The following is an 18,404-nucleotide window of genomic DNA, read 5'->3' as shown; positions in this document are numbered from 1 at the left end:
ACCGGGCGGCTCAGCCGCCGGACGCGGCGACCGCGACGACGGCCCGCACCTGGGCGGTGATGTCCGCACGGGCGCGCAGGAACTCCGGGTCGCTCACCGCGCCGGTGTTGCCCGCGCCGAACTGGAGCACCGGCGTGTGCAGATGGCCGCCCGGCAGGTCCTTCAGGCCCATCCGGTCGCGCAGCAGCGTGGCCCGGTAGGCGATCTCGTTGGACAGGTAGTCCCCGCCGCCGCCCGCGCGGGCCGCCGAGCCGGGCGTCGGGCCGCCGGGCCGGACCACCGGGGTGGTGGAGCCCGCCGGGACCTCGGTCACCGACGTGTTGTCGTACACCGGGAAGCGGCCCGTGTCCGCCGCGATGATCTTCGCGTACGGCAGGGTGGTCGCCGTCCACTGCGGCTGCGACGCGGGGTCGGCGACCGGGACGAGGCCGGTCTCGGAGACGTTCTCGTTGTCGCCGAAGCCGCCGCGCCAGGCGCCGTTGAACCGCTCGACGTCGAAGCGGCCGACGCGGCCCTGGCTGACCGTGGTGAAGGCGTCCACGTGCGGCAGGTGCGGGCGCAGCGTCCGTTCCACCTCGCCGGCCGTGAAGTCCGCCCAGCGCACCGGGAACACCGCCGTCTCCACCCGCGCGAGCCCGCCGTCCGCGGTGCGGATCAGCGCCCCGTCCAGGGCGAGGGCCGCCGCGCCCGACGGGTTGCTGATCCGCACGTCCCGGTCCAGCGTGAAGGGGTCGAAGCCGGTCACCAGCACCCGCTTGACGCCCCGCCCCACCGGGAAGCGGATCGCGTCCTGGCCGCGCGAGGAGGTCTCCAGCCGGTCCAGCAGCCGGTCGCGTTCACCGCCGGACAGGGCGAAGCCGGGCTCCCAGGAGCGCAGTTCGCGCGTCATGGCCAGCCGCGCCCAGTACAGCGGCCGGTCGTCGTCCCGGGCCAGGTCGCCGCCCGCCGGGCCCCGCCCCGCCGCCCGGTCCACCGCCCGCCGCCACAGCGCCGACGCGTGCCGTACGACGGTCCGCTCGGCCGCCGCGTACGACCCGGCCCGCGCCAGCGCGGACCCGAACGAGGGCCCCACCGGGGCGAATCCGCTGCGCTCCAGGATCTCCCGGGGGACCGCCCGGTCGAGTCTGGCCTCCTCGGCGGTGGGGGCCGGCGCCGCCGAGGCGGGGGCGGCCGGGGCCGCGAGAGCGGCCAGTACCAGGACGAGGGTCGTGCGCAGCCGTATGCGTGACACCGGGTCAGCCTTCCGTAGGGTGGCGGAACGCTACCGCGCCCCCAGCAGCCGCAGAAAGTCCCGGAAGGCGGCCGGCATGTCCACGGCGTCCGGATCCAGCAGCCACTGGTACTGGAGCCCGTCCATCACCGCCGTCATCAGCGGCGCCGCCTGTTCCGGCGTCAGCCCGCCGGGCAGCCGGTCCCCATACTCGGCCCGCAGCAGGTGCGCCATCTCGCCCCGCACCTGCGCGTAGCGGCGGGTGAAGAACTCCCGCGCCGGGTGGCCTTCGGTCACGCTCTCGCCGAGCAGGGCGGAGAAGGTCTGGACGATGCCGGGCCGCATCGCGTTGTACTCGACCAGCGAGGCCAGCAGGTCCGGCCGCCACCCCTCCCGGCCGCCGCCCGCGCCACCGCCGGTGTCCCACTGGTCGCGCTCCTCCAGGACCGCGACGAGCAGCGCCTCCTTGGTGGGGAAGTAGTGCAGGAGCCCCTGCTGGGTCAGCCCGACCCGCTCGGCGACCGCCCCGAGCGACGCGCCCCGGTAACCGCGCTCGGCGATCACCGCGAGGGCCGCGCGCACGATCTCCGCGCGGCGCTCCTCACTCCTGGCCCTGGCCGCTGCCATCCTCGTACCCCGCTTCTTGAGACAACGGAAACGTAACGAAACCTACCGCACTACAGGTGGCGGGAGCACCATGGGGCGTACCGCACGCCGCACGCCCGCCGACACGGAGGTACGACAGTGACAGACGCGACCGGCACCCGGCGCGAGCAGGCCGTCGAGGCGGCCCTCGGCAGGCTCGGCCTCGACGCCAAGACCCGCCTCCTGGCCGGCCGGGACATGTGGTCCCTGCCCTCCCTCCCGGAGATCGGCCTGAAGTCGCTGGTCCTGTCCGACGGCCCGGTCGGCGTGCGGGGCGTCCGCTGGACCGCCGACGACCCGTCCGTCGCCCTCCCGTCCCCCACCGCCCTCGCCGCCGCCTGGGACCCCGCCCTCGCCCGCCGCGCCGGTCGCCTCCTCGCCCAGGAGGCCCGCCGCAAGGGCGTCCACGTGCTGCTCGCCCCCACCGTCAACCTGCACCGCTCCCCGCTGGGCGGCCGGCACTTCGAGGCGTACAGCGAGGACCCCTTCCTCACCGGCGAGATCGGCACCGGATACGTCCTGGGCGTCCAGGACGGCGGCGTCGGCACCACCGTCAAGCACTTCGTCGCCAACGACGCCGAGACCGACCGCTTCACCGTCAATAACGTCGTCGCGCCGCGCCCGCTGCGCGAGCTGTACCTCGCCCCCTTCGAGGCGATCGTCAAGGGCGCCCGCCCGTGGGGCGTGATGACCGCGTACAACAAGGTCAACGGCACCACCATGACCGAGCACCACCACCTGGTGAACGAGGTGCTGCGCGGCGAGTGGGGCTTCGACGGAGTCAACGTCTCCGACTGGATGGCCGCCCGCGACACCCGCGGCGCCATCGAGGGCGGCCTCGACCTCGCCATGCCCGGCCCCCGCACCGTCTACGGCGAGGCCCTCGCCGCCGCCGTACGCGCCGGCGAGGTGGACGAGGCGCTCGTCGACGCCGCCGTCCGCAACGTCCTGCGCCTCGCCGCCCGCGCCGGCGCCCTCGACGGCTGCGAACCGGCCGTCACCACCCTCCCCGAGCCCGTCGACGGCGACGCCCTCGCCCACGAGATCGCCCACCGCTCCTTCGTCCTCCTCCGCAACGAGGGCGCCCTGCCGCTGCCCGCCGGCGGCACCGTCGCCCTCCTCGGCGCCGCCGCCCGCGACGCCCGCGTCCTCGGCGGCGGCTCCGCGCAGGTCTTCCCCGGCCACACCGTCTCCCCGCTCGACGGGCTCACCGCCGCCCTGCCCGCCGGGGCACTCCGGTACGCCGTCGGCGCCGACCCCAGCGACGAACTCGCCCCCGCGGACCGGGGCTTCACCCTCCGCGCCGTCTGCCGCGACGCCACCGGCCGGGTCCTCGGCGAGGCGCCCCTGCCCAGCGGCCAGGTGCAGTGGATCGGCGACGACCTGCCCGCCGGAGTCACCCACGAGACGCTGCACAGCGTCGAGGTCACCGGCACCTTCACGCCCCGGGAGAGCGGCGCCCACACCTTCGGCACCCGCGGCCTCGGCGCCTTCACCCTCACCGTCGCGGGTCAGACCCTCTACGACGGCGTCCAGCCGATGGGCGACGAGGCCGACCCCTTCGAGGCGTTCTTCGGCGCGCCGCTGGAACGGGGCACCGCCGAGCTGACCGAGGGCGTCCCCGTCGAGGTGTCGCTGCTCCACCCGCTCGACCGCGAGCACGCGGCGCCCCTGCCGGGCGTGGCGTTCTCCCTCGTCCACCTCGGGCCGCGGCGCGACCCGGACGAGCTGATCGCCGAGGCCGCCGGGGCCGCCCGCGCCGCGGACAGCGCCGTCGTGGTCGTCGCCACCACCGAGCGCGTGGAGTCCGAGGGCTTCGACCGCGCCGACCTCCGGCTCCCCGGCCGCCAGGACGACCTGGTGCGGGCCGTCGCCGCCGCCAACCCGCGCACCGTGGTCGTCGTCAACGCCGGCTCACCGGTCGAGATGCCGTGGCGGGACGACGTGGCCGCCGTGCTGCTGACCTGGTTCCCCGGCCAGGAGGGCGGCGCCGCGCTCGCCGCCGTCCTCACCGGCGCCGAGGAGCCCGGCGGGCGGCTGCCCACCACCTGGCCCGCCGCCCTCGCCGACGCGCCGGTCACCGACGTCACCCCGGTGGACGGTGAACTCCACTACACCGAGGGCCTGTTCACCGGCTACCGCGCCTGGGACCGGTCCGGCGCCGTCCCCGCGTACCCCTTCGGCCACGGCCTCGGCTACACCACCTGGGGGTACGAGGCGCTGGACCTGTCCCCGGAGGCCGCCACCGTCCGCGTCCGCAACACCGGCACCCGCCCCGGCCGCGAGACCGTGCAGCTCTACGTCGCGCCCGCCGCCGACGACCCGGTGGAGCGCCCCGCCCGCCGGCTCGCGGGCTTCGCCTCCGTCGAGGCCGGGCCCGGCGAGAGCGCCGAGACCGAGATCCGGGTGCCGAGGCGGGCGTTCGAGATCTGGGACGAGCGGGCCGGCGGCTGGACGGCGGTCCCGGGCACGTACGAGATCAGGGCGGGCCGCTCGCTCACCGACATCCGCCTCACCGCCAAGCTCACCGTGCACGGCGACGACGAGTCCTAGCGGGGCCCCGCGTACCGGTGCGTGACGGGTCAGCCCCGGCCGCCGGCCGTCACGTTCCGGTACGCGATCTCCGCCAGCCGCCGCTGCCCGTCCAGCCCCGGGTGGAACCAGTCCCAGGGGCTCAGCTGCTCGCCGGTGAACCGGTAGGCGAACACCGCCCCGCCGTCGTACCGGCACCACCGGTCCCGCGCGCACACGTCCCGCATCGCCGCGTTGTAGGCCACCACCCGCTCGTACACCCGCTCACGCCGCCGGGTGGCCTCCGGGCCGAGGTCGTCCGCCGCGCCGAGCATCGACGCGCACAGGCCCAGCTTCCACACCTGCCGGCCCACCGCGTTGTCCCGCCCCGTCGACCACAGCCGCTTCAGGTCCGGCACGCTCGACACGTACACCTGGCTCTTGGGGGACACCTCGCGCAGCGCCCGCATCGCCTCCTCGAACGAGGCGCGGAAGTCCGCCACCGGCGTCATCAGCGCCGTACTGTCCCGGCAGGCGTCATTGGCGCCGACCGTCACCGTCACCAGCCCCGGCCGGTGCGCCGCCGCCCGCGCCATCTGCGCCGGCAGCTCCGCCACCCGGGCACCCGAACGGGCCAGGTTCCAGCTCCTCGAGGGCAGCGCCGACGCGCCGAGGAGCCGCCGGGCGAGACTGTTCACCCGCGCGTCGCCCCCGGTCGCCCAGGACACCTCGGGGCAGTCCACCAGCACCCCGCAGGCGTCGTAACCGCGGGTGATCGAGTCGCCCACGGCGGCCACGGAGGAGGGGCTCGGGTCCCACGCGGGCGAGGGCCGCGGCGCGGGCGACGAACGCTCCGCCACGCCCGGCCGGCGCTCGGGCTCCGCCGTGCATCCGGCCAGGGCCACGCCCGTGACCAGGGCACATGCCACCGTCCGGGTGGCGAGCGCATATATCCGGCCTCGTCGGCCCTGGGACATCCCGGCAGCCCTTTCGTCGGCGTCCTGGCGGGTGAAAGCTTGGTGTCCGCACCCCCTGGCCGACCGTACGTCATCCCAAGCACCCCGGCGCACGGTAGCTTTTCCCCGTCGAACCGTCAGGCGCCTTCGCCGACCGGCTCCGGTAAATTACATCACGTCACATGCTGTCCCTTTTGCGGAGTTTTACTCCCGATGCTGTTTACTGAGGCCGCTGGGAAAGGCGAACCTCGTCCCACACTGGAGGTCCCGGTGACGACACGTGGAGTCCTGTACGTACACTCCGCACCGCGTGCGCTGTGCCCGCACGTCGAATGGGCGGTGGCGGGGGTGCTCGGTGCGAGGGTCCAGCTCGACTGGATCCGCCAGCCCGCGTCGCCGGGCACCTGGAGAGCCGAGTTCTCCTGGCGGGGCGAACCGGGGACCGCCTCCCAACTGGCCTCCGCGCTGCGCGGCTGGCAGATGCTCCGCTTCGAGGTCACCGCGGAGCCCTGCGCCACCGCCGAGGGCGAGCGCTACAGCGCCACGCCCGAACTGGGCATCTTCCACGCCGTCACCGGCATCCACGGCGACATCCTGATCCCCGAGGACCGGCTGCGCGCCGCGCTCGTCCGCTCCGCCCAGGGCGAGACCCAGCTGGAGGCCGAGATCGCCAAGCTCCTCGGCAAGCCCTGGGACGACGAGCTCGAACCCTTCCGCTACGCCGGCGAGGGCGCCCCGGTCCGCTGGCTCCACCAGGTCGTCTGAGCCGACCGCCCCCGCGAACGCCGGTGGGCCCGCCCCGGAAGGGGGCGGGCCCACACGCGCGTTACGGGGCGTCAGACCGTCCGGAAGGCCGGCACCACGTTGTGGCCGCCGAAGCCGAACGAGTTGGCCTCTTCCTCGTGCGGCCCTCGCACCGCCCGGCCCCGGGGGGCCGGGCAGGCTTCGGACCGCTGCGCCGGACCCCGTCCGGCGGCGTCGGCCGGGGCGTCAGACCGTCCGGAAGGCCAGCACCACGTTGTGGCCGCCGAAGCCGAACGAATTGTTGATCGCGGCGATGGTGCCCTCCGGGAGGGGGCGCGGGGTGTCGCGCACGACGTCCGCGTCGACCTCCTCGTCCAGGTCCTCCACGTTGATGGTCGGCGGGGCCGTGCGGTGGTGCAGGGCCAGCACGGTGGCGACCGTCTCGATGCCGCCCGCGCCGCCCAGCAGGTGGCCCGTCATGGACTTGGTGGCCGAGATCGCCACGTGGTCCAGCTCCTCGCCCAGCACCTTGCGCAGCGCCTTGACCTCGGCGACGTCACCCTGCGGGGTGGACGTGGCGTGGGCGTTGAGGTGCACGACCTCCGCCGGCTTGAGGTCGGTGGTGTCCAGCAGGTTCTGCAGCGCGGCGGCGATGCCGCGGCCGGTCGGCTCCGGCTGGGCGATGTGGTGGCTGTCGGCCGACAGGCCCTGGCCCAGCGCCTCGCAGTAGACCTTGGCGCCGCGCCGGGCGGCGTGCTCGGCCGACTCCAGGATCACCACACCGGCGCCCTCGCCGAGGACGAAGCCGTCCCGGCCCTTGTCGTACGGGCGCGAGGCCTTCTGCGGCTCGTCGTTGTTCTTGGACATCGCCATCATGTTGGCGAACGCGGCCACCGGCAGCGGGTGGATCGCCGCCTCGGTGCCGCCCGCCACGACCACGTCGGCGCGGCCGGTGCGGATCATCTCGATGGCGTAGCCGATCGCCTCGGCGCCCGACGCGCACGCCGAGACCGGGGTGTGCACGCCCGCCCGGGCGTTCACCTCCAGGCCGACGTTGGCGGAGGGGCTGTTGGGCATCAGCATCGGCACGGTGTGCGGGGAGACGCGGCGTACGCCCTTCTCCTTCAGCACGTCGTACTGGTCGAGGAGGGTGGTCACGCCGCCGATGCCGGAGGCGATCACGGCGCCCAGCCGCTCGGGCACGACGGCCTCGTCCTCGCCCGCCGCGGCGGTGAAGCCCGCGTCCGCCCACGCCTCACGGGCCGCGATCACGGCGAACTGCGCCGAGCGGTCCAGCTTGCGGGCCAGCGGGCGCGGCAGCACCTCGGCCGGGTCGACGGCCACGGGAGCCGCGATACGGACGGGCAGGTCGCTGTAGCGGTCGCCCTCCAGGGGCCTGACGCCGGAGCGTCCCGCCAGCAGACCCTCCCAGGTCGCGGCGGAGTCGCCACCCAGCGGTGTGGTTGCGCCGATACCGGTGACGACCACGGTGCGATTGGTCGAGTTCACAGGAATTCTTTCTCCACGTCTATGAGGTATGCGGGGAATACGGCGCCACCGCCGGGTGGCGATCCGGTCAGCCCTGGTGCTTCAGGATGTAATCGGCGGCGTCGCCGACCGTCTTGAGGTTCTTGACGTCCTCGTCCGGGATCTTGACGTCGAAGCGCTCTTCGGCGGCGACGACGACCTCGACCATGGAGAGCGAGTCGACGTCCAGGTCGTCGGTGAAGGACTTGTCCAGCTGGACGTCCTCGACCGGGATGCCGGCGATCTCGTTCACGATGTCGGCGAGACCGGCGACGATCTCTTCCTGAGTGGCGGCCATGTGGCGCTCCTTCGGTGTGTATCTCAGAGGGTGTTTCTCAGAGGGTTTTCGAGGCGGTCGTCCGTGGATTTCCGCCTGATGTGCCTAGGGGAGGGTAACGACCGTCGCGGCGTAGACGAGACCCGCCCCGAAGCCGATGACGAGCGCGGTGTCGCCGCTCTTCGCCTGGCCCGTCGCCAGGAGCCGCTCCATCGCGAGCGGGATCGAGGCGGCCGAGGTGTTGCCGGTGGTCTCCACGTCCCGGGCGACCGTGACGTGCTCCGGCAGCTTCAGGGTCTTGACCATCGAGTCGATGATCCGCATGTTCGCCTGGTGCGGGATGAAGACATCCAGCTCCTCGGCGGTGATGCCGGCCGCGTCCAGGGCCTGCTGCGCCACCTTCGCCATCTCGAAGACGGCCCAGCGGAACACCGCCTGGCCCTCCTGCGTGATGGCGGGGAAGCGCTCGACCGTGCCGTCGCGGTAGTCGGTCCAGGCGACGGTCTGCTTGATGGTCTCGGACTTGTCGCCCTCGGAGCCCCACACGGTCGGGCCGATCGCCGGCTCCTTCGCGGGGCCGACGACGACGGCGCCCGCGCCGTCACCGAACAGGAAGGCCGTCGCGCGGTCCTCCAGGTCCGTCAGGTCGCTGAGCCGCTCGACGCCGATGACCAGGACGTACTCGGCGGAACCCTCCACCACCATGCCCTTGGCGAGGGTCAGGCCGTAGCCGAAGCCGGCGCAGCCCGCCGAGATGTCGAACGCGGCCGGCTTGTTCGCGCCGATCTTGTCCGCGATCTCGGTGGCGACCGCCGGGGTCTGCTTGAAGTGCGAGACGGTGGACACGATCACCCCGCCGACCTGCTCCGGGGTGATCCCGGCGTCCGCGATGGCCTTGCCCGCCGCCTCGACCGACATCGCGGTCACGGTCTCCTCGGGGGAGGCCCAGTGGCGGGTGGCGATGCCGGAGCGCGAGCGGATCCACTCGTCGGACGAGTCGATCGTCTCCAGGATCACGTCGTTCGGCACGACACGCGTGGGGCGGTAACCGCCGACACCCATGATGCGCGCGAACGGCGCGCCCTGGCTGGGCTTGATCTTCGCCATGCTCTTAACGCTCCTTGTCAGACCGCGGGCGTCGCGTGCTCGGCGATGAGCGCGCGGGCCGCGTCGAGATCGTCCGGCGTCTTCAGCGCGACCGTCTTGACGCCCTTCAGGGCGCGCTTGGCGAGTCCGGTCAGGGTGCCGCCGGGGCACACCTCGACCAGGGCGGTCGCACCGAGCTGCTGGAACGTTTCCATGCACAGGTCCCAGCGGACGGGATTGGCCACCTGGCCGACGAGCCGGGCGACGACGTCGGCGCCCGTGGCGACGGTCCGGCCGTCCTTGTTGGAGACGTAGGTGACGGCCGGGTCGGCGGGCGTGAGGCCCTCGGCGGCCTTCCGCAGCGTCTCGACCGCGGGCGCCATGTGGTGCGTGTGGAACGCGCCGGCGACCTTGAGCGCCACCACCTTGCGGACGCCCTCGGGCTTGTCCGCTTCCAGGGCGGCGAGCTGCTCCATGGTGCCGGCGGCGACGATCTGGCCCGCGCCGTTGACGTTCGCCGGGGTCAGGCCCAGCTTCTCCAGGTGCGGGACGGTCACCTCCGGGTCGCCGCCGAGCAGCGCCGACATACCGGTCTCGGTGACGGCGGCGGCCTCGGCCATCGCCAGCCCGCGGGTCCGTACGAGGCGGAGCGCGGCCGTGTCGTCGAGGACGCCGGCGAACGCCGCCGCCGTGATCTCGCCGACGCTGTGGCCCGCGACGGCGCCGGGGGCGGCGTCACCGAGCGCGGAGGCGGACAGCAGCCCGGCGGCGACCAGCAGCGGCTGGGCCACGGCCGTGTCGCGGATCGCGTCGGCGTCCGCCTTGGTGCCGTAGTGGACGAGGTCGAGCCCGATGGCGTCGGACCACGCCGCGACGCGGTCGGAGGCGCCGGGCAGGTCGAGCCAGGGAGTCAGGAAGCCGGGCGTCTGAGCGCCTTGGCCGGGAGCGACGAGTACGAGCACCCTCACACTCTCTCTTGTGGACGGCTCCCACCGCCCGTGGGGACAGGGACGAAGAACCGTCAGGGGAATTGTGGACGTTCGACAAAAGTCTAGGACTGGGGATCTCCGTCGACCAGACGCCCGAGGATCAGCGCGATCCGCAGCGTGAACGCGGAGCGCACATCGGAGGGTGACCAGCCGGTGACGTCGGTCACACGTCGGAGCCGGTAGCGCACGGTGTTGGGGTGCACGAACAGCATCCGGGCCGCGCCCTCCAGGCTGCTCGCCTGCTCCAGGTACACGCTCAGCGTCTCCAGGAGCGCCGAGCCCGCCTCCTCCAGCGGTCTGTAGATCTCCTCCACCAGTTGCTCGCGCGCCGACGGGTCGCCCGCCATGGCGCGCTCCGGCAGCAGATCGTCCGCCAGCACCGGGCGCGGCGCGTCCTGCCAGGCCGAGCACGCCTTCAGGCCCGCCGCCGCGGCCTGCGCGGACCGGGTGGCCGCCAGCAGGTCCGGCACCACCGGCCCGGCCACCACCGGCCCCGCCGCGTACGGGCCGATCAGCGCCTTCGCCACCTGGAGCGGGTTGTCGCTGCCGCCCGCGATGACCACCAGCCGGCTGCCGAGGACCCCGGTCAGCACCTGGAGCTTGGCGTGCCGGGCGGCGCGCCGGATCGCCTCCACGGTCAGCTCGCTGTCCCCGTCCGGGGCGGTGCCCAGAATCACGCACACATGCTCCGGCGAGTTCCAGCCGAGGGCCGCCGCCCGGGACACCGCGCCCTCGTCGGCCTCGCCGGACAGCACCGCGTTCACCACCAGCGACTCCAGCCGGGCGTCCCACGCGCCGCGCGCCTCGGCGGCCTGCGCGTACACCTGGGCCGTCGCGAAGGCGATCTCCCGGGCGTACACGAGCAGCGCCTCGCGCAGCACCGACTCGTCGCCCGGGGCGGCGACCTCCTCGATCGCCGACTCCATGACCTCGATCGTCGTACGGACCATCTCCACGGTCTGGCGCAGGGTGATGGCCCGCGTCAGCTCGCGCGGCGCGGTCCCGAAGACGTCGGTGGAGATCGCCTGCGGGGTCTCCGGGTGCCGGAACCACTCGGTGAACGCGGCGATGCCCGCCTGCGCGACCAGGCCGATCCACGACCGGTTCTCCGGCGGCATCGCCCGGTACCAGGGCAGCGTCTCGTCCATGCGGGCGATGGCGTTCGCCGCGAGCCGCCCGGAGGACTGCTCCAGGCGCTTCAGGGTGGCGGCATGGGAGTGGGCGTCGTTCGCTGCGGGTTGAGGCACGGGACAAGACTGCCTTATCCGGACGGGGGAGTGCGGCGCCGGGTCTACGGTGGTCCCGTGAGTTCCAGGCAACCAGACGGTACGGCCGCCGAGGGCGGCCTCGGCGCCGCCGCGCCCGCGTGGACCGTGCACCGGGCCGGCGAGCGCTACCGGGGCGGCGACGCCGCGGCCGGCATCGAGACCCTGCACGCCTTCTCCTTCGGCCGGTTCTACGACCCCGGCAACCTCCGCTTCGGCGCCGTCCTGGCCTGCAACGAGGAGCGGCTCGCCGCCGGGGCGGGCTTCGACGAGCACCCCCACAGCCACACCGAGATCGTCACCTGGGTCGTCGAGGGCGAGCTGACCCACCGCGACTCGGCGGGCCACACCGGTCGCGTGCGCCCCGGCGACGTCCAGCACCTCAGCGCGGCCGGCGGCGTCCGGCACGAGGAGCGCAACGAGGGCGACCGCCCGCTGGTCTTCGTGCAGATGTGGCTGGCCCCGCGCCGGCCCGGCGGCGACCCGGCGTACCAGGTGGTGCGCGGCATCGCGGACGCCACGCCCTACGCCCTGCCCGCCGCCGGGGCGCTGCTCCACGTCCGCCGCCCCGGAGCGCCGGGCGAGCGGGTCGCCGTCCCGGACGCCGGCTTCGTGTACGTCCATGTCGTGCGCGGGGCGCTGCGGCTGGGCGACGACGAACTGGGCCCCGGCGACGCGGCCCGGATCACCGGCGCGCGGGGGCTGGAGCTGGTGGCCGGCGCCCCGGCCGAGGTGCTGCTGTGGGAGATGGCCGGCTGACCCCGGCGGCGCGTTCAGCGGGGTGACGCCCCGGCCCGGGCGACGAGGAGGGCCACGTCGTCGTGGGCGCCGCCCGGGCGCAGGGTGCGCAGCAGCAGGTCGCAGGTGGCGTCCAGCGCGCGGCCGGGGTCGTCCAGGGCGGCCAGCAGGACGTCCAGCCGGGCGTCGATCGGCTCGTCGCGGGTCTCGACGAGACCGTCGGTGTAGAGGACGAGCTGGTGCCCCTCCCCGAAGTCCACGGTGGTGGTGTCGAACGGGACGCCGCAGCCGCCGAGCGGCGCCCCGGTGGGCAGGTCCAGCAGCTCGCGGGAGCCGTCCGGGCGCAGCAGGGCGGGCGGAAGGTGCCCGGCGAGGGACAGCCGGCAGCGCGCGGTACGGGGGTCGAACACGGCGTACACGCAGGTCGCGAGGGTCTCCAGGTCGTCGGCGATGTGGTCCAGGTGGTGCAGCACCTGCGCGGGCGGCAGATCGAGGTCGGCCAGCGTCCGGGTGGCGGTGCGCAGCTGCCCCATGGTGGCCGCGGCGCCGACGCCGCTGCCCATCACGTCCCCGACGACCAGCGCCGTCTTGTCCCCGCCCAGCGGGATCACGTCGAACCAGTCGCCGCCGACCTCCATCGTCGCCCACGCCGGCCGGTACCGGAACGCGAGGTCCAGGCCGGGCCGCTGCGCCGGGGGGTGCGGCAGCAGGCTCCGCTGGAGGGTGAGCGCGGTACGGCGCTGCTCCTCCACGGCGTAGTGCCGCTCGGTGACGTCGACGCTGGACGTGGCGACCCCCAGCACCTTCCCGTTGGGCGCCTCCAGCCGGTAGAAGGAGACCGACCACGCGCGGTCGTGGTCCGGGTCGGCCGCCGTCCTGCCCACGGTGTACTGGTCCACGATCGGCGACCCGGTGGCCAGGACCTTCCGCATGGCGGCCTCGAAGGAGTCGTCGAGGTAGGGCAGCACCTCCCGCACGTGCCGCCCCACGTGCTCGGCGGCGGGCACCCCGTTCATCCGCTCCTCGGCGGGGTTCACCGAGATGTACCGCAGCGAGGTGTCCAGCATCCCGATCCCGATGGGCGACTGGGACACCAGCCGGGCGGACAGCGCCAGGCTCCGCTCCACCTGCCGTACGGTCGCCTGGTCCGTGGCCAGGCCCAGCGCCCAGTACTCCCGCTGGTCGTCCTGGAGGCGCATGTTGCGGAACTCCACCATGCGCTCGCCGCCGTCCTTGCGGCGTACCGGGAAGACCCCCGCCCAGCTCTCGCCCTCCTCCATGACCTGGGAGAACATCGTCAGCACCGTGTCGAGGTGCTCCTCGCCGATCAGCAGCCGGCCCGCGTACCGGCCCAGCGCCTCCTCGGCGGTGTACCCGAAGAGGATCTCGGCCTGCGGGCTCCAGAGGTCGATCCGCCCCTCGGAGTCGAGGAGGACGGCCGCCACGTTCAGCACGTCCAGCAGCCCGCCCGGCGGCGACGCGGCCAGTCCCGGCGCCCCGCGGTCCCCAGGGGGGTGCTGGTTCGCAGCCATACCGAGGCTCCCTCCGGCTCCGGCGGGACCGGTGTCCGCCGGCGGACCGGGCACACGCATGTGTCCCCGCCCTCCATCGTGCCCCCCGGTCACCCACCCCCGCACGTCACACGGCCCGGGCCCCCGGCTCCGGCGCGCCGCCGCGGGCGGCGCGCCGGGGGGTTCAGTGGTCGGAGTAGCTGAAGTCGCCCACCGTCCAGGCGCTCACGTCCTTGAGGGCGATCCGGTACATCCCGCCGGTCTCCGGGATGCCCACCGTGCCCTGGAGGATGCGGGCGACGTGGAAGTGCAGGTGCGTGGGCGCCCCCGAGGCGCGGGACGTGACCGTGTCCGGGGGTGCGAACGTACCGGCGAACGGGCCGAGCCGGTCCGAGTCGCGCAGGACCTCCGCCACCCGCTGCCGCCACACCGCCTCCGGCGCCAGGCGGCCCGTGATGACGGCACCGTGGACCACGACCGTCAGGGACATCTGCGTGGTGTGCTCCGACTCGACCGTGGCGGCGATGTCGACGAGCAGTTCATCAGGATGCGACATGGGCGCTGATTCTAGAACCCGCGCCGCCCGGCCGTGCGGGCACCGTGTCACCGCCCGGGAACACCACCGCCGCCCGGAGCGCGGTGGGGGCGGTGATCAGGGCAGGAGGGCCAGGACGCCCAGGGTGTAACCGTGCTCGTCGACCACGGGGGAGACGTCCAGCGTCCGCACCCGCATGGCCGCCTCCGCGTCGTTCAGGTGCGCCGCGGAGCGGGTGAACGGCCCCCGGTCGAGGGGGATGTCCCGCAGCCGGGTGGGGTCGCTGTACCAGGAACCGCCCCGGTGGGCGGCGAGCTGCGCCCGGGTGACCAGGCCGCCGCAGCGGCCGTGCTCGTCCCGGAGGACCAGGTGCTCGACGCGGGCGCTGATGAGCACGGACAGGGCCACGTCGACCGTCATGTGGTCGTCGACCTGGGGCCCGGGCGCGTGCATGGCGTCCCGGGCGGTCAGGCCCGTACCGCTCGCTGCCCCCGCGCGTGTCTGAACAGGTGTCACAGGCTTCTCCTCTTCGGTCGGGCGTGCGGGACATGCACCACGGCCCGTGGGCTACGCGGCGGTGCCGCCGCCCCACCGGGCGGGCCGGCGGCGTCGCCCGCGAGCGGGGGTGCCGGAGCCCTTGGCCCGCTCGGAGGGCGGGGCGGTGATGGTGACGGGGACGCCCGAGGGCGCCCGCGCGCCGGTGATGCGGCTCAGTTCGGCCTCGCCGGAGCGGACGCGGGTCACCCGGGCGGTGATGCCGGCGTCGGCCATCAGGCGCTCCATGCCGCGCCGCTGCCCGGGCAGCACCAGGGTGACGACGGTGCCGGACTCGCCCGCGCGGGCCGTGCGGCCCCCGCGGTGCAGGTAGTCCTTGTGGTCGCCGGGCGGGTCGACGTTGACGACGAGGTCGAGGTCGTCGACGTGGATGCCGCGGGCGGCGACGTTGGTGGCCACCAGGACCGTGACGTGGCCGCTCTTGAAACGGTCGAGCGTACGGGTGCGCTGCGGCTGCGACTTGCCGCCGTGCAGGGCCGAGGCGCGGACGCCGACGGCCAGGAGGTCCTTGGTCAGCCGGTCCACCGCGTGCTTGGTGTCCAGGAACATGATCACCCGCCCGTCGCGGGCGGCGATCTCCGTGGTGGCGGCGTGCTTGTCGGCGCCGTGCACGTGCAGCACATGGTGCTCCATCGTGGTGACCGCCCCCGCCGAGGGGTCCACGGAGTGCACGACCGGGTCGGTGAGGTAGCGGCGGACCAGGAGGTCGACGTTCCGGTCCAGGGTGGCCGAGAAGAGCATGCGCTGCCCGTCGGGCCGCACCTGGTCGAGCAGGTGGGTCACCTGGGGCATGAAGCCCATGTCGGTCATCTGGTCGGCCTCGTCCAGGACGGTGATCGCGACCTGGTCCAGCCGGCAGGCGTCCCGGTCGACGAGGTCCTTGAGCCGGCCGGGCGTCGCGACGACGACCTCGCTGCCGCCGCGCAGAGCGCCCGCCTGGCGGCCGATCGGCATACCGCCGACCACCGTGGTCAGCCGCAGGCGCAGCGACCGGGCGTAGGGGGTGAGCGCGTCGGTGACCTGCTGGGCCAGCTCCCTGGTGGGGACGAGCACGAGGGCCAGCGGCTGCCGGGGCTCGGCACGCTTCCCGGCGGTACGGGCCAGCAGGGCGAGGCCGAAGGCCAGCGTCTTTCCGGAGCCCGTACGGCCGCGGCCCAGGACGTCGCGGCCCGCCAGCGAGTTCGGCAGCGTCGCCGCCTGGATCGGGAACGGAACGGTCACGCCCGCGGTGCGCAGCTCGGCGAGCAGGTGCGCCGGCAGGCCGAGGGCGTCGAACGTCTCGACGGACGGCAACGACGGGGTGGTGCCGGTGGGCAGGGCGAACTCCCCGCGGGGCGCGGCGGAGCGGCGTCCATGGCCGCCGCCCGGGCGTCCGGCCTGACCCGGCCGGGCCGCGCGCTGCGGGCGGCCCCGGCCGCCGCGGCCGGACCCGGCGGAGCCCGCGGAGCCCGTCCGGGAGCGGTGGGAGCCGGAGCTGTCGTTCGTACGGGCTGTGCGGTTCGAATTCATGCGGAACCTTCCTCGATACGGTGCGTGTCGAGGAATTCCTGCCGGCGGCCGGAGGCCGCACGGGAATTCGCAAGAACGGACCGGGAAAAGACGAAACGCTTACCGGCGCCCCACGGGCGCGGGCCGGTTCGTCTTGAATGGCGCCGGACAGCGGGCCGCGAAGAGCGGCGTTCGATTCCGGGCGCGGGCTCCGTCCGTCCGACGGAGCGGAGAAAAAACGAACCGGGGCCCGCACCCATGGGTGCGGGCCCCGGTCCTCGCTTGCGCGGTGGCGTCAGCGTCAGGCGGGAACGATGTTCTCGGCCTGCGGGCCCTTCTGGCCCTGCGTGACGTCGAAGTTCACCTTCTGGCCTTCCTGAAGCTCGCGGAAGCCGGAGGAGGCGATGTTCGAGTAGTGCGCGAACACGTCAGCGCCGCCGCCGTCCTGCTCGATGAAGCCAAAGCCCTTTTCCGCGTTGAACCACTTCACGGTGCCAGATGCCATATTGAATCTCCCTTTGGGGCAGTGCCCGGACGTCGCACCTTGCGAGTCCGGAGTCGCTGGGATGTTTTCCCCTCCGGAAAAGCACCGGATGAACTGAAAAGTTTCTGGGAACCACAACTGCAACTGACAACACCGTAGCACGGGTGGCGCCGGCGGGTGCGCTACGTTTTTCCGTCAGGTTTTCGTCAGGAGGTGGTGAGAATTTCTGCGGCGGCGGCAGGAGATATGCGTTTCCGCCGGCCGGCCGCGGGGATTTCCCTCAGGGGCGCTCGTCCGGGGCGGAGCTCCCGGCCGGGTGGCGCGTCTCCTCGCCGAGCCGCATCTGCTCGTTGAGGCGCAGGGCCTCCTCCAGCTGGTCCTCGAGGACGATGATGCGGCAGGCGGCCTCGACCGGCGTGCCCTGGTCGACCAGCTCGCGCGCCCGCGCCGCGAGGCGCAGCTGATAGCGGGAGTAGCGGCGGTGGCCGCCCTCCGAGCGCAGCGGGGTGATGAGCCGGGCCTCGCCGAGGGCGCGGAGGAACGCGGGGGTGGTGTCCAGCAGGGCGGCGGCCCGCCCCATGGTGTAGGCGGGGTAGTCGTCGTCGTCGAGGCTGTCGACGACGGAGGGCTTCTCAGGGGGCATAGCACCTTCTTCTCGGGGACGCGTCGAGGGGCCCGGGTGTGCTCCACACCCGGGCCCCGAGGGGTTCCAACACCATCTACCGGTCCGCTCGCGGGACCGGCCTTCTGTATTCCGCAACGACGCCCGGGAGGGCGGGGATGCGGGATCGTGAATACGTGACCGTGGACCACCTGCCGTTCGGGGTCTGCGGTGCCCGGGCGACGTGCGTGCCCGGGTGATCCTGACGGTGCCGTCTCCTTGTCTTTCCAGGGCGGGCCCTCCGTACCTGCGAGGGCCCCTGACCAACGTGTACGGCGGAAAGCCTACCCTCCGCGCAGATGGAAATCTACCTCCGGCGGTGGAGATTTTCTGTTGCCGGCGGCAGGGGTGTGCGGGGGCCGCCGGCCGGAGCCGTCCGCCGGGGCGTCAGCCCGCCGCCCTCAGCTCGGCCAGGACCGCGTCCGTGAACGGCGGCCATGCCTCGACGGCCCACGGGCCGAACGCCCGGTCCGCGAGGGCCACGCACGCCGCGCCCGCGTCGGGGTCGACCCACAGGAAGGTGCCGGACTGGCCGAAGTGGCCGAAGGTGCGCGGCGAGGACGAGGCGCCCGTCCAGTGCGGCGACTTGCCGTCCCGGATCTCGAAGCCCAGCCCCCAGTCGTTGGGCCGCTGGTGTCCGTACCCCGGCAGGACGCCGGTCAGCCCGGGGTGGACGACCGTCATGGCCTCCAGCACCGTGCGCGGGTCCAGCAGCCGGGGGGCCTGCACCTCGGCGGCGAAGCGCACCAGGTCGTCCACCGTCGACACCCCGTCCTTGGCGGGCGAGCCGTCCAGCGTGGTGGCCGTCATGCCCAGCGGCTCCAGCACCGCCTGGCGCAGGTACTCGGCGAACGGGATGTCCGTGGCCTTCGCGATGTGGTCGCCCAGCACCTCGAACCCGGCGTTGGAGTAGAGGCGCCGCGTGCCCGGCTCCGCCACCACCCGGTGCTCGTCGAAGGCCAGCCCCGAGGTGTGCGCCAGCAGATGGCGCACCGTGGACCCCTCGGGCCCCGCGGGCTCGTCCAGCTCGACCGCCCCCTCCTCGTACGCCACCAGGACGGCGTACGCGGCGAGCGGCTTGGTCACCGACGCCAGCGGGAAGGGCCGGTCCGTGGGGCCGTGCGTCCCCGCCACGGTGCCGTCCGCCCGTACCACCGCCGCCGCGGCCGTGCCGGCCGGCCAGTTCTCGATCATCGCCAGGCTTCGCATGCGTCCGAGCGTA

The 18,404-nt window shown here is 73.9% G+C and carries 18 protein-coding genes; 3 read left to right on the top strand and 15 right to left on the bottom strand.

The window, feature by feature from the left end; translation table 11 throughout:
• Window positions 1-10: 10 nt before the first annotated feature.
• Both ACF08D_RS08745 and ACF08D_RS08740 read right to left on the bottom strand, forming a co-directional pair.
• Entirely contained in the window at window positions 11-1,231 is a 1,221-nt protein-coding gene (locus tag ACF08D_RS08745; RefSeq protein WP_392221845.1) for a pyroglutamyl peptidase, read from the bottom strand.
• A 30-nt stretch (window positions 1,232-1,261) separates the two neighbouring features.
• Window positions 1,262-1,837 (bottom strand): TetR/AcrR family transcriptional regulator, encoded by a 576-nt coding sequence (locus ACF08D_RS08740; protein ID WP_392221844.1) that lies wholly within the window; start codon window positions 1,835-1,837, stop codon window positions 1,262-1,264.
• Window positions 1,838-1,954: 117 nt separating this feature from the next.
• Here ACF08D_RS08740 and ACF08D_RS08735 point away from each other — a divergent pair, with 117 nt between their 5' ends.
• A complete protein-coding gene (locus ACF08D_RS08735; RefSeq protein WP_392221843.1) occupies window positions 1,955-4,408 on the top strand; it encodes a glycoside hydrolase family 3 protein in 2,454 nt (817 codons plus the stop codon).
• Window positions 4,409-4,437: 29 nt separating this feature from the next.
• On the opposite strand, the gene ACF08D_RS08730 is transcribed toward ACF08D_RS08735, so the two are convergent.
• On the bottom strand, window positions 4,438-5,343 hold the full coding sequence (locus tag ACF08D_RS08730) for a GDSL-type esterase/lipase family protein (RefSeq protein ID WP_392221842.1): 906 nt from the start codon (window positions 5,341-5,343) through the stop codon (window positions 4,438-4,440).
• A gap of 249 nt (window positions 5,344-5,592) precedes the next feature.
• Here ACF08D_RS08730 and ACF08D_RS08725 point away from each other — a divergent pair, with 249 nt between their 5' ends.
• Window positions 5,593-6,087 (top strand): DUF3145 domain-containing protein, encoded by a 495-nt coding sequence (locus ACF08D_RS08725; RefSeq protein ID WP_392221841.1) that lies wholly within the window; start codon window positions 5,593-5,595, stop codon window positions 6,085-6,087.
• A 225-nt stretch (window positions 6,088-6,312) separates the two neighbouring features.
• On the opposite strand, the gene fabF is transcribed toward ACF08D_RS08725, so the two are convergent.
• The 5 genes from fabF to ACF08D_RS08700 form a co-directional block, all read right to left on the bottom strand.
• On the bottom strand, window positions 6,313-7,575 hold the full coding sequence (gene fabF / locus ACF08D_RS08720) for a beta-ketoacyl-ACP synthase II (RefSeq protein ID WP_392221840.1): 1,263 nt from the start codon (window positions 7,573-7,575) through the stop codon (window positions 6,313-6,315).
• A 67-nt stretch (window positions 7,576-7,642) separates the two neighbouring features.
• Complete coding sequence (locus tag ACF08D_RS08715; RefSeq protein WP_084897295.1) at window positions 7,643-7,891, bottom strand: acyl carrier protein; 249 nt, start codon at window positions 7,889-7,891, stop codon at window positions 7,643-7,645.
• An 84-nt stretch (window positions 7,892-7,975) separates the two neighbouring features.
• Window positions 7,976-8,977 (bottom strand): ketoacyl-ACP synthase III, encoded by a 1,002-nt coding sequence (locus ACF08D_RS08710; RefSeq protein ID WP_392221839.1) that lies wholly within the window; start codon window positions 8,975-8,977, stop codon window positions 7,976-7,978.
• 17 nt (window positions 8,978-8,994) lie between these two features.
• A complete protein-coding gene (locus ACF08D_RS08705) occupies window positions 8,995-9,918 on the bottom strand; it encodes an ACP S-malonyltransferase (RefSeq protein WP_392221838.1) in 924 nt (307 codons plus the stop codon).
• Window positions 9,919-10,007: 89 nt separating this feature from the next.
• The gene (locus tag ACF08D_RS08700) at window positions 10,008-11,192 is read right to left on the bottom strand and encodes a PucR family transcriptional regulator (protein WP_392221837.1); all 1,185 of its coding nucleotides are present in this window, start codon (window positions 11,190-11,192) and stop codon (window positions 10,008-10,010) included.
• Between the two features lie 57 nt (window positions 11,193-11,249).
• On the opposite strand from ACF08D_RS08700, the gene ACF08D_RS08695 reads away from it, so the two are divergent.
• The gene (locus ACF08D_RS08695; RefSeq protein ID WP_392221836.1) at window positions 11,250-11,969 is read left to right on the top strand and encodes a pirin family protein; all 720 of its coding nucleotides are present in this window, start codon (window positions 11,250-11,252) and stop codon (window positions 11,967-11,969) included.
• A 14-nt stretch (window positions 11,970-11,983) separates the two neighbouring features.
• On the opposite strand, the gene ACF08D_RS08690 is transcribed toward ACF08D_RS08695, so the two are convergent.
• From ACF08D_RS08690 to ACF08D_RS08660, 7 genes are all read right to left on the bottom strand, one after another.
• Window positions 11,984-13,480 carry a SpoIIE family protein phosphatase gene (locus ACF08D_RS08690; RefSeq protein ID WP_392221835.1) on the bottom strand — a complete coding sequence of 499 codons (1,497 nt, stop codon included), beginning with the start codon at window positions 13,478-13,480 and terminating at the stop codon, window positions 11,984-11,986.
• Between the two features lie 163 nt (window positions 13,481-13,643).
• Complete coding sequence (locus tag ACF08D_RS08685) at window positions 13,644-14,015, bottom strand: hypothetical protein (RefSeq protein WP_392221834.1); 372 nt, start codon at window positions 14,013-14,015, stop codon at window positions 13,644-13,646.
• Window positions 14,016-14,111: 96 nt separating this feature from the next.
• A complete protein-coding gene (locus ACF08D_RS08680; protein WP_392222340.1) occupies window positions 14,112-14,447 on the bottom strand; it encodes a hypothetical protein in 336 nt (111 codons plus the stop codon).
• A 114-nt stretch (window positions 14,448-14,561) separates the two neighbouring features.
• Entirely contained in the window at window positions 14,562-16,058 is a 1,497-nt protein-coding gene (locus ACF08D_RS08675; RefSeq protein ID WP_392221833.1) for a DEAD/DEAH box helicase, read from the bottom strand.
• A gap of 280 nt (window positions 16,059-16,338) precedes the next feature.
• The gene (locus ACF08D_RS08670) at window positions 16,339-16,542 is read right to left on the bottom strand and encodes a cold-shock protein (RefSeq protein ID WP_064071132.1); all 204 of its coding nucleotides are present in this window, start codon (window positions 16,540-16,542) and stop codon (window positions 16,339-16,341) included.
• A 259-nt stretch (window positions 16,543-16,801) separates the two neighbouring features.
• Window positions 16,802-17,164, bottom strand: a complete 363-nt coding sequence (locus tag ACF08D_RS08665; RefSeq protein WP_392221832.1) for a MerR family transcriptional regulator — start codon at window positions 17,162-17,164, stop codon at window positions 16,802-16,804.
• A 405-nt stretch (window positions 17,165-17,569) separates the two neighbouring features.
• Window positions 17,570-18,391, bottom strand: a complete 822-nt coding sequence (locus tag ACF08D_RS08660; RefSeq protein ID WP_392221831.1) for a serine hydrolase domain-containing protein — start codon at window positions 18,389-18,391, stop codon at window positions 17,570-17,572.
• Window positions 18,392-18,404: the final 13 nt, after the last annotated feature.

It is taken from the genome of Streptomyces sp. NPDC015131 (genome assembly GCF_043079975.1).
In the GTDB taxonomy this organism is placed as follows: domain Bacteria; phylum Actinomycetota; class Actinomycetes; order Streptomycetales; family Streptomycetaceae; genus Streptomyces.
Note: the sequence above shows the minus strand (reverse complement) of the source record. Positions and strands in the feature narration are given on the sequence as shown.